Here is a 17,675-nt window from a genome sequence, read left to right as displayed (position 1 = left end):
TTTGTCTTTCAAAGAGTGGACACTTTTTCTAAAAGATACTATATCCATCCAGGAAAATGAAACACTATATATAGATGTTTTCAGATATAAAATTAAAAATGATCTATATGTAGGATATCAATTCCGAAGTGCTTTCTCATGTCCGTGTCCACCCTTTGAAAGACATATCTACAATATATATGCTCAGTGTGGACAGCACGAGTTGGCCCTCCAAACGAACAGATAAACAATTGAAAACGCTGAAGACTGCCCCGACCCGTTCAACGCTAATTATATATCGGGCCATCGGATTATTTACCACAAACCAAATGAATAACTGGCCGGGTCTACACCTGATCCCTATATAGTAGCTCATTTGTGTAAACCCGAATTTAAAGCAAAATACACAGTTTTGCTAACTCTGATATAGCTGCCCACTTTACGGCCTACCGTTTATGCAGACAATAGGTCTATAACACAACACAACATATATAACGCATAACAGACCTAACAATCAATCAGATTAAACGCGCACAAAAAAGTAACAAAGATACAGTGATTATTGAACAATATTTCATCTCCATCATAACGGAAGGGGAAAGACCTGAACAACCTTTGCATGTAATTCTGTCAAAAGCGGTCAAGCAAAGGTGGCGGGTAGCCGTATCACTTCGAGTAGCCACATCTAGCCCTATCGCTTCAGATAGCCGTTTTGCCTCACCTCATGTGAATGCCACCCTGATCGTGTCGCGTCCTAAGTCGAAATGAACTTACTTCCAATAGTTTGATATGTCAAATAAACCATATAACCTATCTTTATTAACGTACTCCCAATAAAACAAGAAGTCAAAGTCAACGGTTGACAATTCGATTTAACTGTATTAATAATAGTAGTACAGTTAACACACTTAAAAGTTGAATACGTACAGCTGTACAGCTTAGGTAGCATCTTTTTTACACCCAGATATTTGCACATACACCTCAGATACAGTCATTTAACACCCATAGGTTATTTCACACATTTACAGAAAGGAGGTGCGGGATGTTCGAATTAGATGTACGCAGCCGTAAGGCGATCTACGAGCAACTGGTGGACAAAGTCAAAGAAATGATCGTATACGGTATTCTAAAGCCCGACGAGCAGCTTCCTTCCGTTCGTGCGTTATCCACGCAGCTGACTGTGAATCCGAATACGATTCAGAAAGCGTATCGTGAGCTTGAACGTGAAGGTTACATTTATTCTTTGCAGGGAAAAGGGAGCTTCGTATCATCGTCAGTGGAACATCCGAATGAAGCCATGAGAGATGAGATCAGAGAGTCCCTGGTGAAGTTGATTGCAGAAGCTTCGTATTCCGGTTTGACCAAAGCGGATATGACGCTTTTGTTTGAGGAAGCGATGGCCCGTATAGAGAAGGAGGAGCCTCATGATTGAGCTGAATCAAGTCGTCAAAGCGTTTGAACAGGAAAAGGCAGTGGATGGCGTAACGATGCACATACATAAGGGGTCGATCTATGGTTTGCTCGGTTCCAACGGGGCAGGCAAGACATCGCTGCTCAAAATGATGGCTGGTATTTACCGTCAGGACAGCGGGACAGTTCGTATCGAAGATAATGAGATTTATGAAAATATGGATCTCAAAGGCCGCACGATCTTTATGGCAGATTCGCCCTACTTTTTCCCGCAATCTTCAATAACACAGATGGCTGCATTCTATCGTTCCGTATATCCACGCTGGAATGAGGATCGGTTCAAGCAACTGGCCACCGTGTTCAAATTGGACGTAAAACGCAAGCTGCATCGCATGTCCAAAGGCATGCGCCGTCAGGCAGCCGTATGGCTGGGACTTAGCTGCATGCCTGAAGTGCTGCTGATGGATGAGCCGATTGACGGCCTCGACCCGGTCATGCGCCAGCAGATCAAAAACTTGCTCTTCCAGGAAGCAGCTGAGCGTCAGGTAACCATTGTTATCTCGTCGCACAACTTGCGTGAGATTGAAGATCTGTGTGACCATGTGGCGATTATGCACAAAGGCCGAATTATTGTAGAGAAGGATCTTGATGATCTGAAGGCCGATACGCACAAAATCCAGGTTGCTTTCCGCCATCCGGACCATGCCAAAGCCATGGAGGAACAGATTAATATTTTGCATGAAGAAAAACGGGGAAGTGTATCCCTGTACATTGTCAAAGGCAACCGACAACAGGTAACGGATCAATTCCGTGTACATGATCCGTATCTGCTGGATGTACTGCCTTTGACGCTCGAAGAAATCTTTATTTACGAAATGGAGGACGCAGGATATGATATTCAACCGATTGTTCTGTAACCGGGGCATCCTGATCCAAAATTTCAGACAACATGGATGGATAGGCATTTTATATCTCATCACATTGTTGTTCTCACTTCCGTTATATATCGCTACCGAGTACAGGGATGTGCCACAACAGATTACAAGTTTGTTTCAGGCTAATGGTGAAGTGCAGATTTTGTTCGCTATTACACTGCCGGTAGCTGCGGGTATCTTTCTTTTCCGCTATGTTCAATCCGGTGCACCTTCTGATCTATTTCATAGTTTGCCGTTACGTCGTAAACATCTGTTAACGGTGAATCTGTTGAACGGATATGCCATGATCCTGATTCCAATCTGGATTACAACTGCGATTACAGGCTGGGTATGGGCAGTACTGGACACACCTGCATTTCTGTTCGATGGCAATACAATCTGGATGTGGGGTTTGAGCATGAGTATCTACTCGCTGTTTATGTTCATGCTAACTGTGGCGGTCGGTATGTGCATTGGTCAATCTGTATTGCAGGGGCTTACCGTGTACGCGCTACTTTTGTTACCTGTTGTTGTGTGGTTCATTATGTCGCTGCATCTCCAACATTATTTGCTTGGATATCCGTACGATGAATTGGGACGTAATGCCGAAGAAATGTCACTTGTTCTTCGTGTAGCTTCAATCAGTTATTCTCCTGTCACTAATGGAGAACTTATAATCTATTCGATATTCGCAATCCTGTTTATTCCTCTGACTTATGTGCTCTATGCGAGAAGACAGGTTGAATCTGCTACGCAAGCAGTTACGTTTGCTCTTGTGAAACCTATATTCCGATTTGGTTTAATGTTTACGTTGGTTCTGATTGGCGGAGCTTACTTCACTATTATTGCTCCAAGAGGATCAGCTGGATGGGGAATCTTCGGATATGTTCTCGGTGGCATTGTAGGCTATATCGTTGCCGAGATGATTATTCGCAAAACATGGCTGATCTGGAGCAGCAAGTTACTACCCAAGATGATTCTATATGGTATTATCGCTGGTCTGATACTGTACGTACCTATTGCCGACTGGAATGGATACGCTGCCCGAGTGCCTGAACTAAACAAGGTGAACAGCATCAAGCTTGGCGGAGAACGTTATATCTATAGTAACGGTGTCAATCAGAAAATGGATGACGGGCACCTCTATTCCAATGATCCGGAATACATGGGGGCAGTTATCGATCTTCATCAAAAAATCGTGGATTCCGATCTTCCTTTATTGAATGATCCAATCAATCCAGGTATGCGTGATGATGAGTATGTATTTATTAATTACAAGCTGGATAACGGCAAGGTGATGAAACGCAAATACTACATTCCAGAAGCCGAATTCCATCAGGAATTAATGGCTCTGAAACAGTCCCAGGATTACAAAAGAGTTGCCTTTGAAACGTATAAGCTGGAAGAGGATGCACTAAGTTTTGGCATTCGCTCTGCCACTAGTTCTTACCGAAAGGTGTATATTAGCAATCCAGAGCAAGTCCGTGAATTCAAGGAACTCTTGAAACAGGACATTTTGGACCAGACTTATGAAGAACAGCGCTCTCCATGGCAGTCGTTTGCTTACGCGGAGATGAATCAGGACTCTACTTCGAAAGATCCATTTCAACCGAGGGAGATGTGGAATTTTGAGATCAAACCCAGCTATGATCGGGTATTGGCTTGGCTGAAGGAGAACCAATTATACGACCAGTTGCTTGTCCAGGCAGATGAGATTGTCTCCGCTCAGTTTGCGAAGCAGGAGATTAATAGTCCGGGTTCGCTTCAGTGGGCTACTCCGCAGCCAGAATATATTGATGGGAGTCTAAGCATCAAGAAGCAGGTCGCGACTCAAAACAAAGAAATCATTAGCGATCTGCTCAAACGTCAACGGTCTGGTTATCTAACAGAGAAAGATACCATTTATCAGATTAAGTTGAATGTAACTCGTGGTGAGAACATCTATATGATGCTAAAAGAAGAGGATCTGACCGAGGAAATGAAAGCTATTTTGGTCAATCAATAAGCTGAGCTGTATCAGTTGTTAACTATAAGCGGGAAGGGTTCTCCCGTTGATTGATGGGTTGATATTAGACCAGTCAAACTAGCACGACTTGACCAGATACAGTGAATGGAATATATTAGAAAAAGGAAAGGTTCGAGCGACTCGTTCAATCGAATCTCATATGGAACGGCTTATGAGGGAAGCACCCGTAAGAGCAGGCAAATGCCTGACTTGCGGGTGCTTTTTTTGTCGTTCGCCGATTTCGTTGGCTATTCTGCTAAATACTTTAGAAGAAAGGGTGTAGAGACGGATGCAAACAGAAGCATGGAAGGAAACAATAAGTGAACAGGAGGCAATGGAGTGTTGTTCTTCCCTATTGGAACGATCAAGCTCTCATAACATCATAGAACATCACGGTTTATTAGAAGAAAAGAAGGGGCGACAGCATATCGAAGATACAGCTACAGAAGATATAGCTTCAATGGAGACGAGTGACATACTATTCCCTTCTCCAATAGCAACTAGTCATAGTCACATGATGGAACAAAGTAACGTCCGGCGTCGCCAATTGTCATCATTCGCTCATCTTATTTTCGGATCACGCCTACTTATAGGGCTTGTGATTCTGTTCAGCGCAGGCACGATTTATTTTGCTTCTTCAGTGGAGGCTGCGGGCATAGATCTTGGCGTAACCGCGCAGAAAGCCTGGGATTCCGTTTTGAACAAAGCCGATGCACAAACCAAGTTAACGTTGAAGCAAGCGTATGAGAAAGTGGGGAACTGGAAGGCTCAAGAGCAAACTTGGGAACAAAAGATAAAGACACTTCATGCCGCCAATACCGCGGAATTGGAGCGATTACGTGTAGAAATAAGACAAACCGATGACGCGAAGGTCGCAGCTCTAGCTGAAAAGGTAAAGCAAACCCAAGCCCGATATGAGCCGCTATTCGCCCTCTATAGTTCAGTCAATAGACAGTTGGATGCAGCCAAAGCCATCAAAAATAAGGAATGGAGTGCAGCGATCCGTACTCAGGCAGAGACGTTGAAACCCGTTGTGAAACTTGCCAGAGAAGACATCCGGATCAAGAAAAAGGAACTTGCTGAAGCACGTAAACGGAAGAGCGCTGAAATAAAACGTTTACGAGCTATGCTAGCAGGGGCCGACTCGGCGAAAAAACAGATTCAAACGGCTAAAAAACAGGCAACTCTGGCAAAAGAACGATATTCCAATGCTCTACAACAGTTCAAACAGAATACAAAGCAAGGCCAAACGTCACGTGTACTCAGCTCATTGAACACATTGGCTTCTGCAGCAGAGAAGTGGACAGGCACAAAACAAAACATTCATACACTGGAGCAAAAAGTATCTACTACGTATGTGAGAGTCAGACAGGAAATCGCGAAGAGACCCAAATAAGAGGAAACCTGGTTCTCCCTGCTACGTACACCACTTTAGATGTAAAGACGCTTCGATGATGATGGAACGAGGTGGAACTATTGCAGTCCAAATTGGAAACGAAACGTACGGGGGCAAAAGGTTTTAAACGTAAACGTTACTGGATTCCCACCGTTGTACTAATTTTGATCATAGGTTTTATTGGGATTGGTACACAATGGACACCCAAAATAACGGTATCTTTATTAAAGTCATTTATTGAGATTGCTAATCCAGATACGAACGGCAAGGATAGTATGATCTCGGGAGGCGTAACTCGTGTTGTGGATGTACCCTATACAGACGGAGGGCGTAATGACAGTACGCTGGATATCTATTATCCTTCCGTAACATCGGAACCTTTGCCTGTTGTGTTATGGGTTCATGGCGGTGGATGGGTCTTGGGTGACAAAGAAGATATCGCAGATTATGCCGTACAATTAGCCAAACAAGGTTATGTTGTGGTCAGTATGAATTATGCGCTCGCACCGGACACGAAATATCCCATTCCCGTGATCCAGGCGAATCAGGCTTTGACTTACGTGAAGAACCATGTCAGTGAGTATCAGGGTGACCCGGAAAACATATTTCTCGCAGGCAATTCGGCAGGTGCCCAGATTGCAAGTCAGACTGCGGCCGTGGTGACAAATCCTTCCCTCGCCAAGCTGATGAATATAACTCCAGCCGCCCAGCCGGAAGAGTTGCGTGGGGTTCTTCTATTCTGTGGTCCATACAATCTAAGCACGGTAGCCAATACAGGCTTTCCACTCATACGGACATTTCTCTGGTCATACACCGGAGTCAAAACATTCGAAGACTACCCACGTCTGCATGAAATGTCGACCGTGCTTCAGGCCACAGCAGAGTATCCGCCTGCATTTATTACCTCAGGCAATGATGACCCGTTGACCAGTCAATCGATTGAGCTCGCGCAAGTATTGAAGCGCCTTGATGTTGAGGTGGAAACCTTGTTTTTCTCGAACTCATCAGAGAAGCTGGGACATGATTATCAATTTGATCTGGAGAGTGACGCCGGACAACAGGCGATACATTCGGCAGTACGATTCATGCAACAGTATAGTCGATGAGCAGACAAGTCTGTGGTACACTCGAAGCAAATGAGGGCGCAGGAGGAGAAGTATGGCAGATAAAGAAGATTTGACCCGGTTCGGGGTGGCGTTTCCTACACCTCTGATTGAGCAGTTTGACCATTATATTGAGGAACAGGGATACAAAAACCGATCTGAGGCTTTCCGTGATCTTGTTCGCAAAACATTACTGCAACCTTCTACATTACAATCCGACCAGGATGTGGCAGGCACCATTGTGATGGTCTACGATCACCATATCAGCGATCTTCCCATTCGTTTGATGGAGCTGCAACATGAGGCGCATCATGACATCATTTCCAATATGCACGTGCACCTGAACCATGACCAATGCCTGGAGGTAATTGCCGTACGGGGTAACCTGGGACGATTGCGTCATCTGCATCAGCAGATCCAGGTGCAAAAAGGTGTTTTGTATGCGGAGCTGTCTGTGACTTATGTAGATGAACTCAACAAACTGGCTCATGCTCAGAGTAGCGGTCAGGATGGCAATCCAATTCAAAGTCTGGATCATAATCACAGTGCGGGGCAGCATGGTCACAGCCATCATCATCATCGCTCTACGGAGTAAGACAAATACGAGTGTAATTTCTATGAAAATATAGCAAATCTAAAAAACAGACTATTGGTTAGATGCCAACCGTCTGTTTTTTTGGTTTGTTATAATACCTGACTTTATAGAGCGCTACAAATGCTCAGTTATATAACTTTTTAATTATTAATTCTAAATTATGAGAAAATATGGATGATGAAGTGAACTTTGTCGACATATGATTTGTGTTTTGTGCTACAATTTCTCTAAAAAGTAACACGAAAAAAGGGGTGCAGCACATATTTAGAGGGGGAACGACCAGAATGGGCAAATTTTCATGGAGATGGGGAAAACGAAAAGTTAGAACAGGATTAGGCATCCTGCTTGTATGTTCCATTGCATTATCTGGTTGTGCGCAGGGGGGAGCGCCGACAGCATCACCAGCAGAGAATGGACAATCAGGTACAACCTTAACCAAAGACGAATTGGTGCTGGCCGTTGGCACCGAGCCGGAAGGTGGGTTTGATCCAACAACCGGATGGGGGCAATATGGGTCACCACTTTTCCAGAGTACCTTGCTGAAGAGGGATGCCAAGCTACAACTGGTTAACGATCTGGCTACGGCATACTCCGTTAGTGAAGATGGGCTGACCTGGACGGTTACACTTCGGAACGATGTAAAATTCTCTGATGGGGAGCCGCTTACGGCTGAAGATGTAAAATTTACGTTTGATACAGCTGCCCAGAGTGGGTCTGTGATTGATTTGACAAATATGGCTGATGTGAAGGCACCTGATAATAGCACGGTTGTATTTACACTGAAGTCGCCGCAGTCTACATTCATCAGTCTGCTGACGACACTTGGCATTGTACCTGAACACGCCTATGGCGCTGATTATGCAGAACACCCGGTCGGATCAGGACCGTACAAGCTGGTTCAATGGGACAAAGGACAACAGGCCATCGTTGAAGCCAATGAAGAATATTACGGTAACAAGTCTGCATTCCACAAACTTACCTTCCTCTATCTGGATGAAGATGCGGCTTATGCAGCTGCACAGGCAGGTACAGTGGATATCGCTGCGATCCCGGCAGCCTTTAGCAAACAACAGGTGAATGGCATGACATTAGAGGCCGTGAAAACCGTAGATAACCGGGGCATCATGTTCCCCATGCAACCTGCTGGTGCCAAGGCGGGCGATGGTCTCCCCGCAGGAAATGATGTGACATCCGATCTGGCGATTCGCCAAGCGGTGAATGTTGTGATTGATCGTGAGGCTTTGGTTGAGGGTGTACTGGAAGGGCATGGTCGTCCGGCTTATTCTGTCAGTGATGATCTGCCTTGGAGCAATGCAGAAGCTGTATTTACGGATGCCAATCTCGAAGAAGCGAAGCGCATTCTAGCGTCTGGTGGCTGGGTGGATGCGGATGGTGATGGTATCGTCGAGAAAAACGGAGTTGAGGCCGAGTTCAATCTGCTTTATTTTGCAGGTGATTTAACAAGACAATCTCTGGCACTGGCTGCTGCGGATATGGTTGCCCAGGCTGGAATTAAAATCAATGTTGAAGGCAAAAGCCGTGAAGAGACGAAAAAGATGGCATACTCCAACGCTGTATTATTTGGTTGGGGCAGTCATGATCCACTAGAGACGTATAACCTCTATAGTAGTACACACAAAGGAGAAGGATATTACAATGTGGGGCTGTATAGCAATCCTGTCGTGGATTCTTGGATGGAGAAAGCCCTTCATGCAACAAGTGAAGAAGAGGCATTACCGTTCTGGCAGAAAGCGGAATGGGATGGAACAACAGGTTTCAGTTATCAGGGTGATGCGCCGTGGGCGTGGCTTGTGAACATAGATCATCTGTATCTGGTTACGAATGGCCTGAACATTGGTGAGCAGCAGATCCATCCCCATGGTCACGGCTGGCCGGTGACAACCAATCTGGAGGAATGGTCCTGGGGTAACAGCACGAAGTAGGAAATAAGAAACCTAGCAGTAGCTTTAGCCTGAATTGGGGAGAGATTGGATGACGGGCAGAAATGGATGGGCCAGATTTGTTGGTTTTAAAATGTTGCGACTCGTATCTTTGTTGGTTGGAGTCAGTGTGTTGTCTTTTCTATTAATGCAATTCTCTCCTGTGGACCCGATCGAAGCTTACATTGGTGGAGACATGATCAGGGTAAGCGCCGAACAGCGCAGTCTTATAGAAGAACGATGGGGATTGAATGAATCCCCTACAGAACGATTGCTAACCTGGGGACAAGCGCTGGTACAGGGAGATCTGGGAACATCAATGATTTACAGACAACCTGTAGCAGATATCATTCAGGAGCGATTCATGAATTCTGTAGCGCTAATGGCTGTAGCCTGGCTACTATCTGGTATCTTCGGGTTCACTCTTGGTGTAGTTGCTGCCATGAGGAAGGATTCGAAGCTGGATCGTCTGATCTGCTGGTATTGTTATACGTTGGCCTCCACGCCGGTATTCTGGATTGCGCTGTTGCTGCTGATGGTATTTGGGGTGTGGCTCGGATGGCTTCCAGTTGGTCTTGGGGTACCCGCAGGGATGTCGGCTGATCAGGTGACCTGGGGCGATCGGGCTATTCATATGATACTGCCAGCGTTGACTCTCAGTCTGACCGGAGTAGCTTCCATCGCTTTGCATACCCGGCAGAAGCTTACGGATGTGCTGGAGTCGGATTATATTCTGTTTGCGAGAGCGCGGGGGGAGCGTGGATTTCAGCTGTTCCGTCGGCATGGGTTCAGACATGTTGTTTTGCCAGCCATCACGCTGCAGTTTGCTTCGTTCAGTGACCTGTTCGGTGGGGCTGTGCTTGCAGAACAGGTATTTTCATACCCAGGCCTTGGTCAGGCAACGGTTCAGGCGGGGTTGCGTGGAGATGTTCCACTGCTGCTTGGACTTGTGATGTGCAGTGCGATTTTTGTTTTCACAGGTAATATGGTGGCCGACATTCTGTATCGCTTGATTGATCCACGGATGAAGGAGGAGCTGATGTCATGAAGCAGACGCTAGAACGCTCCTCCGAGCAGACGGCAGAAACAGCTGAAGTACAGAAAGTGAAAACTGCGAATCAAGAGGTCAGGTACAACATTAATCCGGGATCACTACAAGCTGAGACTGGAGAAGGAACAGGAACAACACGCCAAACGAGAAAAGGTTATGCGGGTGCCGGAGACCAAAATTTCCGAAATCCTCGCCAAAGAGCGGTGATCTGGGGAAGCCTTGCGGTGATCTGGATTGCCGTTGTGTGGTTGACGGGCAGGCTGCTTCCAGCTGGTTCTACGCTGACTTCATTAATGGAGCGGAATTTGGCTCCAACCTGGGCGCATCCATTTGGCACGGATTGGCTTGGAAGAGATATGTTCATGCGTACATTAAAAGGTTTGGCAACCAGCATTCAAGTGGGATTACTTGCTGCATGTGGTGGCGGATTGATCGCAATGCTATTGGGTTTGGCTGCTGCTTCAAGCAAGGCTGCTGACCGGGTAATCTCATGGATTATCGACCTGTTCCTGAGTGTACCTCATCTGGTATCGCTGGTTATGCTGGCCTTTGTATTCGGTGGAGGTTTGGCAGGAGTGGCGGCAGCGATTGCGCTGACTCACTGGCCAAATCTGGCTCGGATTGTAAGAGCGGAGATGATTCAACTGAAATCCGCAGAATATATTCAGATTTCACATAAGTTGGGTCAATCGCGATTGCGAATTGCGGTGCAGCATATGCTGCCACATCTGGTTCCACAACTGTTCGTGGGCGTACTGTTAATTTTCCCCCATGCGATTCTGCATGAGGCAGCCATTACGTTTCTGGGGCTGGGGTTGTCCCCGCAACAACCGGCAATTGGCATTATTTTGTCAGAGTCGATGAGATATTTATCTGCTGGCATGTGGTGGCTCGCCTTTTTCCCGGGACTGGCATTATTGCTGGTTGTTCGTGCGTTTGATGTATTGGGCAACAGTCTGAATACATTGACGGGTACAGGTAGTTCAAGGGAGGTGAGGTAAACATGGCTCTTCTTGATATTCAGGGAGTATCGGTGTCATTTCGGCGCGCTCGCGGCTGGTTTGGGCACGAACAGACTTATGTCATTCAGAATCTGGATCTTTCCATAAACGAGGGCGAGATCATGGCTGTAGTAGGCGCAAGTGGATCAGGTAAAAGTGTGCTGGCGCAGGCCATTATGGGCATTCTGCCTGCCAATGCCAGGTTGGAGGGGAGAATAAGCTATAGTGGCGAGCCTTTGACTCCAGAGCGGCAGCTTCATCTGCGTGGTGAGGAGCTGATGTTGATTCCACAATCCGTCAGTTATTTGGACCCTTTGATGAAGGTGGGGAGGCAAGTTCAGCCGGTAACCCGAAATTCGGGACGGAAGCGCGGCTTCATGACTCGATCCCATATGAAAAAGACGGAGCAGGAGCTGACGGATCGTTATCATCTTCCTCAAGGAACAGCCGGGAAATACCCGTTTGAGTTGTCCGGAGGTATGGCAAGACGGGTGTTGATGGCTACAGCGACCTCAGGTCAGCCCAAGCTGCTCATTGCAGATGAGCCGACACCAGGCATTCATCCCGAAGTACTGGCCGAGACGATGAAACAATTTCGGGAGCTTGCGAATGAAGGTGTAGGAATTCTGTGGATTACTCATGATATCACGACAGCCCTGACGGCAGCGGATCGCATCGCTGTATTTTACGCGGGGGCCAATGTAGAGACGGCGCAGGTTGATGATTTTAAAGGGAATGGAGAACGTCTGCGTCATCCATATACGAAAGCGCTCTGGAATGCGTTGCCGCAGAATGGATTTCAGCCACTCCCAGGCTCCCAGCCGTTGGCAGGTCAAGAGATCACGACAGGATGTTCATTTGCTCCCCGATGTAGCGCAGCAACCGTTGCATGTACCCGCGAACGTCCAGAGCTTCGTAAGGTACGGGGCGGAGAAGTGAGGTGTCTCCATGCCACTTGAAGCACAGAATGTAAGTTACCGTTACGATCAGAAATCTTGGGTGTTCCAACAGATGAATATGCAGGTGCAACAAGGCGAAGTCGTTGGCTTGTGGGGACCGAGTGGCTGTGGGAAAACAAGCCTTGGGCGCATCCTTGCAGGATATGCCGAACCCGTGACAGGACAAGTGTTACTGGAGGGCGAACCACTCCCACGTACAGGAGTATGTCCGGTTCAGCTGGTGTTCCAGCACCCGGAGAAAGCTGTGAATCCACGCTGGCGGATGCGTCGTGTACTTCAGGAGGCGTCTGTGCAGGATGAACGGTTGCTCGAAGCTTTGGGGATTCAGCAAGCTTGGCTTGACCGCAGACCGAGTGAATTATCCGGTGGGGAACTGCAACGATTCTGTGTGGCACGAGCACTTGGTACATTGACACGTTATGTGATCGCAGATGAGATGACAACGATGCTGGATGCGATCACTCAGGCACAGATCTGGCATACCGTGATGGGGGTGGCTCGCCAGCGTAATCTGGGGCTATTGATCATAAGCCATGATCGGGATTTGCTGAACAGGTTGTGCGACAGAATTACACCGATGCCGGTATTGATGTCACTGTAATTTTAATTATGTTTTGAATAAATAAAATGATCGAATACAAAAGGGGTGCCCCTTGTGCAGTCATTGACCATGAATGTGAGTCATGGACTTGACTACGGGGCACCCCTTTTTCTATTTTGACAAATATTCGTCATTTAACGAACAGTACACGTTTTGTTCGAAACATACATAGTTGTAACTGACGCTTATTTGCCCGACACATTGCTTAACAACGCAGATAACCTGCGCATCGCCTCTTCAACCGTGGAACGTGGACAGGCTACATTAATACGCATGAACCCTGTACCCTCTGTTCCAAAGAAACTCCCGTCATTGAAAGCAAGTCCTGCTTCATGAAGCAGCATGTTGCATAGTTGTGCATGTGGGATATTCAGCTCCCGGAAATCCATCCATAACAGATAGGTCGCTTCGGGCAGATGCATTTTAATCTGAGGCATATGTTCCGCAACATATTGCTGTACATACTCCATATTTCCACGGATATAGGCAAGGCACTCATCCAGCCATTCCTCGGCACCGTTATATGCAGCTTCAGTTGCAACAGCTCCCAACGTACTGATACTGGCAAGTCCTATCGTTTTCACACCTTGCGCGAACGATTCCCTCAACTTGGCATTGGGGATGATGATATTGGATGTGCAGAGGCCAGGAATATTGAACGTTTTGCTTGGAGCCGTACAGATGATACTTAGATCAGAGACGGCGTCCGAGATCAGGGTCAGTGGTGTATGAGTTCCGCGCTGATGAACAAGATCGGCATGAATTTCATCTGAAACCATCAGTACGTTGTATTGCAGACACAGTGACGTAAGCCCTTCAAGCTCCTCACGAGTCCATACCCGTCCAACCGGGTTATGAGGACTGCACAGAATCAGCATTTTGACCCGACCGGTCTTCAAGCTGGATTCCAGTTGTTCCAGATCCATCGTGTAATGACCGTTATTCTCTACCAAAGGATTGGCGATCAGTTCACGACCTTGACCACGTACTACTTCATAGAAGGGCGCATACACCGGAGTTTGGATGACCACTGCATCTCCCGGTTGAGTGAATCGTTGTACAGCAATACTGAGTGCGGGCACAATACCTGGAGTGAACACAATCCAGTCATCGTTAATTTTCCAGTTGTGGCGCTGTTCCATCCAGTCTGCAACAGCGGTATGATACGCTTCAGTCCGCACTGTATAACCGAAAATCCCGTGCTCCATCCGTGTTTGCAGGGCCTGAATGACGGATGGTGGAGCAGCAAAATCCATATCGGCCACCCACATCGGAAGCGCATCAGCAGCACCGAAGATATCCTCAAGCGCATCCCATTTTTCTGATCCGGTAGAGATCCGGTTAATAGACTGGTCAAATGTACTGTTATTGTTATTCATCGTATTTAATCCCCCTTGAGTTCCGTTCCTTTGATCACAAATCGACAAATAATTATCTAATACATTGGTTAATTTCGCAACTGTTGTGCGTGTACGATTAGCTTCATATGTATGGTCCAGAATTCAGGACTTTATTCATATAAGAACAACTTAACGAGCCAGAGAACAGCAGGCATACAACAAAGACTATTTTTGTACGCCCTTGGTCCTGTTTTGTTCATATATTATTTACAACCCCTTGTCAGATGCTATTATATTGCTAACATTTGGTGGAACAACGGGCTGTTATCCGAATAAGCTCGTATCCATACAAGATGAGCATAACTACATGAGTCTTTCGTGTACATCGAGCGATCGTCTTGAATCGTATGATGCATAAGGCTGACATTTGAACTCAGGAGGCGTTTAAGGATGAAAAGCAAAAAGTGGTTGATTACTGCGAGTGTGTTCGGCATGGTGTTGACCGGATCGGCAGGGGTATATGCAGGTACACAACTGGAGACGATCAAAGCTTATTTGAACCATGGACTCGCCATTGAAGTGAACGGACAGAAATTCACACCGACAGGTGACCAGGGCAAAAAGCTTGCGCCAATTACATATCAGGGCAGTACATATCTCCCCGTTCGTTCGATTGCGGATGCACTGAAGACCGAAGTGAAGTATGATTCCCAAAACAATAAAGTGAGCATCGGCTCCTCAAGCTCCTCCGGTGGGTCCACATCCACAGGCAACAGCGGATCAACCTCACCCTCAACAGGGACTAACACACAGGCGGCAGGCGTGAAGTCCAAGTATCTGCCAGCAGATTTCCCATTACCGAAGGATGCGAAGGCGACAAGTCTCGTTGAGAACATCATGGATGGCAACAAAAAAGTTGTCCTCACGTACACAACAAAAGAAACGCTGTTAACCGTTGGAACATCCTATAAGGACTACTATCAGACCAAAAACTTGACTCAAAATACTCAGGATATAGAGGCAGACGGCTTCAGTATCGTGGGTCGTGAAGACGGTAAATATGCCGTAACGATCACGGGTTCTGTATCTGCGACCAACAAGGACCTGAATGAAGTTACCGTAGTATGGGGTGAGGAGTAAGCGACGAGTACAACCACACGTCCTTATACTAACGTGCTTGAGTCATTCAAAGTATAATGATTCGTATTCTTCTATTATTCCAAAAGGTAACGCCAAAAGCCGCCTGTTGAAATCGTAACAGATTCCAACGGGCGGCTTTTATGGTTGAACATATCTGGTTCTATGCTCAGAAAATTGCAGTTATTTACAGGTGCTCGTTAAACCAACCGGCAATATGCTCCAGACGGCGTACCCTTAAGTGGGGATGACCCCCGCGAGACAACTCGTGGTTGGCCCCTGGGAAACGAACGAGACGAGTGGTTTGCTTGCGCCGTTTCAACGCAATGTATAGCTGCTCCGCCTGTTCAATTGGACACCGCAGATCCTGTTCGCCATGCAAAATGAGCAGCGGAGTACTGACGTTGCCGACATAAGCGAGCGGTGAATGTTTCCACAGCTTTTCCGTGTCATCCCACGCGTTACCGCCAATCTGATCCTCCGTGAAGAAATAGCCAATGTCACTGACACCGTAGAAAGATAACCAGTTGGAGATGGAACGTTGGGTAACAGCAGCCTTGAAGCGGTCGGTGTGCCCAACAATCCAATTGGTCATGAAGCCACCATAACTGCCACCGGTTACGCCCAGTCTGGACTCATCGATAAACTCATACTGGGACAGGGCATAATCCACGCTTTCCATGAGATCGCGATAGTCGCCACCGCCATAATCGCCACGACAGGCATCTACAAACTGCTGCCCGTATCCGAGCCCTCCGCGTGGATTGATGTATATAACAGCGTAGCCTTGTGCGGCGAGAATCTGAAATTCGTGCATAAAAGTAAAACCATACATCATGTGCGGGCCGCCATGGATCTCAAGAATGGTCGGGATTTTGACCCCGTCGACCATGCCACGAGGTTTCATGATCCACCCTTGCAGCCGCAGGCCATCCGAGGAATTGAACCAGAAGGTCTCTGGTGCACTAAGATGGACCTCATCCTCAAGCTGTGAATTGCTGCGGGTGAGCTGAATCGGTTCTACCCCGGGATCTTCCGGTTGTTCATACATATAGAGATTACCAGGATTTTGTGTATCTGCAACAGCGGCAACGATCTGCCCGTTTTCCAACTCGGCAAATTGATAAATCTCCCGTTCGTCAGGCCATATATAGTCGGCACTGCTGCCGTCTCGTGCGAATTTGGCGATGCGTACACTACCATGGATAGTCGCCAGACAGAAGATGGATGAACCATCCCGACTGAATACAGGTCCCGTGGTTGTCAGATGTGATCGCATGTCACCAACAATACTGTGATTTAACTGTACGTCCCAATCCGTGCTTAGACATACAGGTTCACCACCTGATAACTGAAGGGTGTACAACTTCACAAGTGTGGCATTTCCATAGGAACGGTCACTGGCGAGCAGGGCCAGGGATTGTCCATCCGGTGCAAATGTCAGTCGGCTGAATGTATACCCTTCCGGGGTCAACTGCTGCACATCCGAACCGTCTGCCTTGGCAAGGTACACATGATTGGTCAGGGTGTAATCATTATGGTCCTCGCCTTTTTCAGGCATCTGCGTAATCCAAGCGATGGATGTTCCGTCCGGGGACCAGGCATAGTCTCCAACGTCATAATGACCTGTAGTTACAGGAATTGCTTCCGCATCGATCGGTGCGAGAGCGAAGAGGTGGGAACGGCGACCGTTCCATAATCCACTGGCATCTGATTTCATGCGAATTCGGTCCACAACATGTTCTTGCGGCAGTTTATGATCATCGTCGTTAGAATCGGTATGTTTTGATTCTTCATCTCCGCTCATATCCACGGATGATTTCACAAGTATGGTATGACCATCTGGTGACCAGAGCAGGGAACTGACGCCATGTTTCAGGTGACTGATTTGCTGTGCTTCTCCGCCATCTGATGCGATAATCCACACTTGGGATTTCCCGTCAACCTCTCTTAAAAAGGCAAGCTGAGACCCATCCGGCGACCAGGCAGGGGAATGATCCTTCTCTCCAGAGGTAAAGGGCCTGTCCTTCTGACTCCCCAGATGCAGCAGTCTCAGGTGAGAACAATAACCGTCACGTGCTTCATTCGTTTTCCGGCTTACATATACCAGTTGTCCGCCTTGAGGGGACGGAGTTGGATCATTAACCCATGTAATCTGATAAAGATCTTCCGATGTTATGCCGCGCTGACTCATCATTGTTTGTCCTCCCACCATGAATTAGAATTGGTTAATTTCCTAACCTT

The 17,675-nt window shown here is 47.1% G+C and carries 14 protein-coding genes; 12 read left to right on the top strand and 2 right to left on the bottom strand.

Annotated features, from left to right (window positions below; translation table 11 throughout):
* The first annotated feature begins 1,021 nt into the window (after positions 1-1,021).
* The 11 genes from FE296_RS20895 (at position 1,022) to FE296_RS20845 (ending at position 12,954) form a co-directional block, all read left to right on the top strand.
* Positions 1,022-1,411 (top strand): GntR family transcriptional regulator, encoded by a 390-nt coding sequence (locus FE296_RS20895; protein ID WP_036606399.1) that lies wholly within the window; start codon positions 1,022-1,024, stop codon positions 1,409-1,411.
* On the top strand, positions 1,404-2,306 hold the full coding sequence (locus FE296_RS20890; protein WP_150366182.1) for an ABC transporter ATP-binding protein: 903 nt from the start codon (positions 1,404-1,406) through the stop codon (positions 2,304-2,306). The genes FE296_RS20895 and FE296_RS20890 overlap by 8 nt, the downstream gene beginning before the upstream one ends.
* Positions 2,281-4,308: a hypothetical protein gene (locus FE296_RS20885; RefSeq protein ID WP_150366181.1), complete on the top strand. Its 2,028-nt coding sequence runs from the start codon at positions 2,281-2,283 to the stop codon at positions 4,306-4,308. The genes FE296_RS20890 and FE296_RS20885 overlap by 26 nt, the downstream gene beginning before the upstream one ends.
* Before the next feature lie 289 nt (positions 4,309-4,597).
* Positions 4,598-5,704, top strand: coding sequence for a hypothetical protein (locus FE296_RS20880; RefSeq protein ID WP_150366180.1), 1,107 nt, complete (start codon positions 4,598-4,600; stop codon positions 5,702-5,704).
* Positions 5,705-5,784: 80 nt separating this feature from the next.
* On the top strand, positions 5,785-6,810 hold the full coding sequence (locus tag FE296_RS20875; RefSeq protein ID WP_150366179.1) for an alpha/beta hydrolase: 1,026 nt from the start codon (positions 5,785-5,787) through the stop codon (positions 6,808-6,810).
* Between the two features lie 52 nt (positions 6,811-6,862).
* Positions 6,863-7,402 carry a nickel-responsive transcriptional regulator NikR gene (gene nikR, locus FE296_RS20870; protein WP_150366178.1) on the top strand — a complete coding sequence of 180 codons (540 nt, stop codon included), beginning with the start codon at positions 6,863-6,865 and terminating at the stop codon, positions 7,400-7,402.
* Between the two features lie 284 nt (positions 7,403-7,686).
* On the top strand, positions 7,687-9,345 hold the full coding sequence (locus tag FE296_RS20865; RefSeq protein ID WP_150366177.1) for an ABC transporter substrate-binding protein: 1,659 nt from the start codon (positions 7,687-7,689) through the stop codon (positions 9,343-9,345).
* A 49-nt stretch (positions 9,346-9,394) separates the two neighbouring features.
* Entirely contained in the window at positions 9,395-10,390 is a 996-nt protein-coding gene (locus tag FE296_RS20860) for an ABC transporter permease (RefSeq protein WP_150366176.1), read from the top strand.
* Complete coding sequence (locus FE296_RS20855) at positions 10,387-11,394, top strand: ABC transporter permease (protein ID WP_150366175.1); 1,008 nt, start codon at positions 10,387-10,389, stop codon at positions 11,392-11,394. The genes FE296_RS20860 and FE296_RS20855 overlap by 4 nt, the downstream gene beginning before the upstream one ends.
* A 2-nt stretch (positions 11,395-11,396) precedes the next feature.
* Positions 11,397-12,353 (top strand): ABC transporter ATP-binding protein, encoded by a 957-nt coding sequence (locus tag FE296_RS20850; protein WP_150366174.1) that lies wholly within the window; start codon positions 11,397-11,399, stop codon positions 12,351-12,353.
* A complete protein-coding gene (locus FE296_RS20845; RefSeq protein WP_150366173.1) occupies positions 12,343-12,954 on the top strand; it encodes an ABC transporter ATP-binding protein in 612 nt (203 codons plus the stop codon). The genes FE296_RS20850 and FE296_RS20845 overlap by 11 nt, the downstream gene beginning before the upstream one ends.
* A 185-nt stretch (positions 12,955-13,139) precedes the next feature.
* On the opposite strand, the gene FE296_RS20840 is transcribed toward FE296_RS20845, so the two are convergent.
* A complete protein-coding gene (locus FE296_RS20840) occupies positions 13,140-14,333 on the bottom strand; it encodes a MalY/PatB family protein (protein ID WP_150366172.1) in 1,194 nt (397 codons plus the stop codon).
* A gap of 411 nt (positions 14,334-14,744) precedes the next feature.
* Here FE296_RS20840 and FE296_RS20835 point away from each other — a divergent pair, with 411 nt between their 5' ends.
* On the top strand, positions 14,745-15,434 hold the full coding sequence (locus FE296_RS20835) for a stalk domain-containing protein (protein WP_150366171.1): 690 nt from the start codon (positions 14,745-14,747) through the stop codon (positions 15,432-15,434).
* Between the two features lie 184 nt (positions 15,435-15,618).
* Here FE296_RS20835 and FE296_RS20830 read toward each other — a convergent pair whose 3' ends face one another.
* A complete protein-coding gene (locus FE296_RS20830; protein WP_150366170.1) occupies positions 15,619-17,628 on the bottom strand; it encodes a S9 family peptidase in 2,010 nt (669 codons plus the stop codon).
* Positions 17,629-17,675 lie beyond the last annotated feature (47 nt).

It is taken from the genome of Paenibacillus sp. UASWS1643, from assembly GCF_008693195.1.
Taxonomy (GTDB): domain Bacteria; phylum Bacillota; class Bacilli; order Paenibacillales; family Paenibacillaceae; genus Paenibacillus; species Paenibacillus amylolyticus_B.
Note: the sequence above shows the minus strand (reverse complement) of the source record. Positions and strands in the feature narration are given on the sequence as shown.

What these genes read in the sequence shown, in the direction of transcription:
- FE296_RS20895 (WP_036606399.1), top strand. Translation starts at nt 1,022, where the DNA reads ATGTTCGAATTAGATGTACGCAGCCGTAAGGCGATCTACGAGCAACTG.
- FE296_RS20890 (WP_150366182.1), top strand. Translation starts at nt 1,404, where the DNA reads ATGATTGAGCTGAATCAAGTCGTCAAAGCGTTTGAACAGGAAAAGGCA.
- FE296_RS20885 (WP_150366181.1), top strand. Translation starts at nt 2,281, where the DNA reads ATGATATTCAACCGATTGTTCTGTAACCGGGGCATCCTGATCCAAAAT.
- FE296_RS20880 (WP_150366180.1), top strand. Translation starts at nt 4,598, where the DNA reads ATGCAAACAGAAGCATGGAAGGAAACAATAAGTGAACAGGAGGCAATG.
- nikR (WP_150366178.1), top strand. Translation starts at nt 6,863, where the DNA reads ATGGCAGATAAAGAAGATTTGACCCGGTTCGGGGTGGCGTTTCCTACA.
- FE296_RS20865 (WP_150366177.1), top strand. Translation starts at nt 7,687, where the DNA reads ATGGGCAAATTTTCATGGAGATGGGGAAAACGAAAAGTTAGAACAGGA.
- FE296_RS20860 (WP_150366176.1), top strand. Translation starts at nt 9,395, where the DNA reads ATGACGGGCAGAAATGGATGGGCCAGATTTGTTGGTTTTAAAATGTTG.
- FE296_RS20855 (WP_150366175.1), top strand. Translation starts at nt 10,387, where the DNA reads ATGAAGCAGACGCTAGAACGCTCCTCCGAGCAGACGGCAGAAACAGCT.
- FE296_RS20850 (WP_150366174.1), top strand. Translation starts at nt 11,397, where the DNA reads ATGGCTCTTCTTGATATTCAGGGAGTATCGGTGTCATTTCGGCGCGCT.
- FE296_RS20845 (WP_150366173.1), top strand. Translation starts at nt 12,343, where the DNA reads ATGCCACTTGAAGCACAGAATGTAAGTTACCGTTACGATCAGAAATCT.
- FE296_RS20840 (WP_150366172.1), bottom strand. Translation starts at nt 14,333, where the DNA reads ATGAATAACAATAACAGTACATTTGACCAGTCTATTAACCGGATCTCT.
- FE296_RS20835 (WP_150366171.1), top strand. Translation starts at nt 14,745, where the DNA reads ATGAAAAGCAAAAAGTGGTTGATTACTGCGAGTGTGTTCGGCATGGTG.
- FE296_RS20830 (WP_150366170.1), bottom strand. Translation starts at nt 17,628, where the DNA reads ATGATGAGTCAGCGCGGCATAACATCGGAAGATCTTTATCAGATTACA.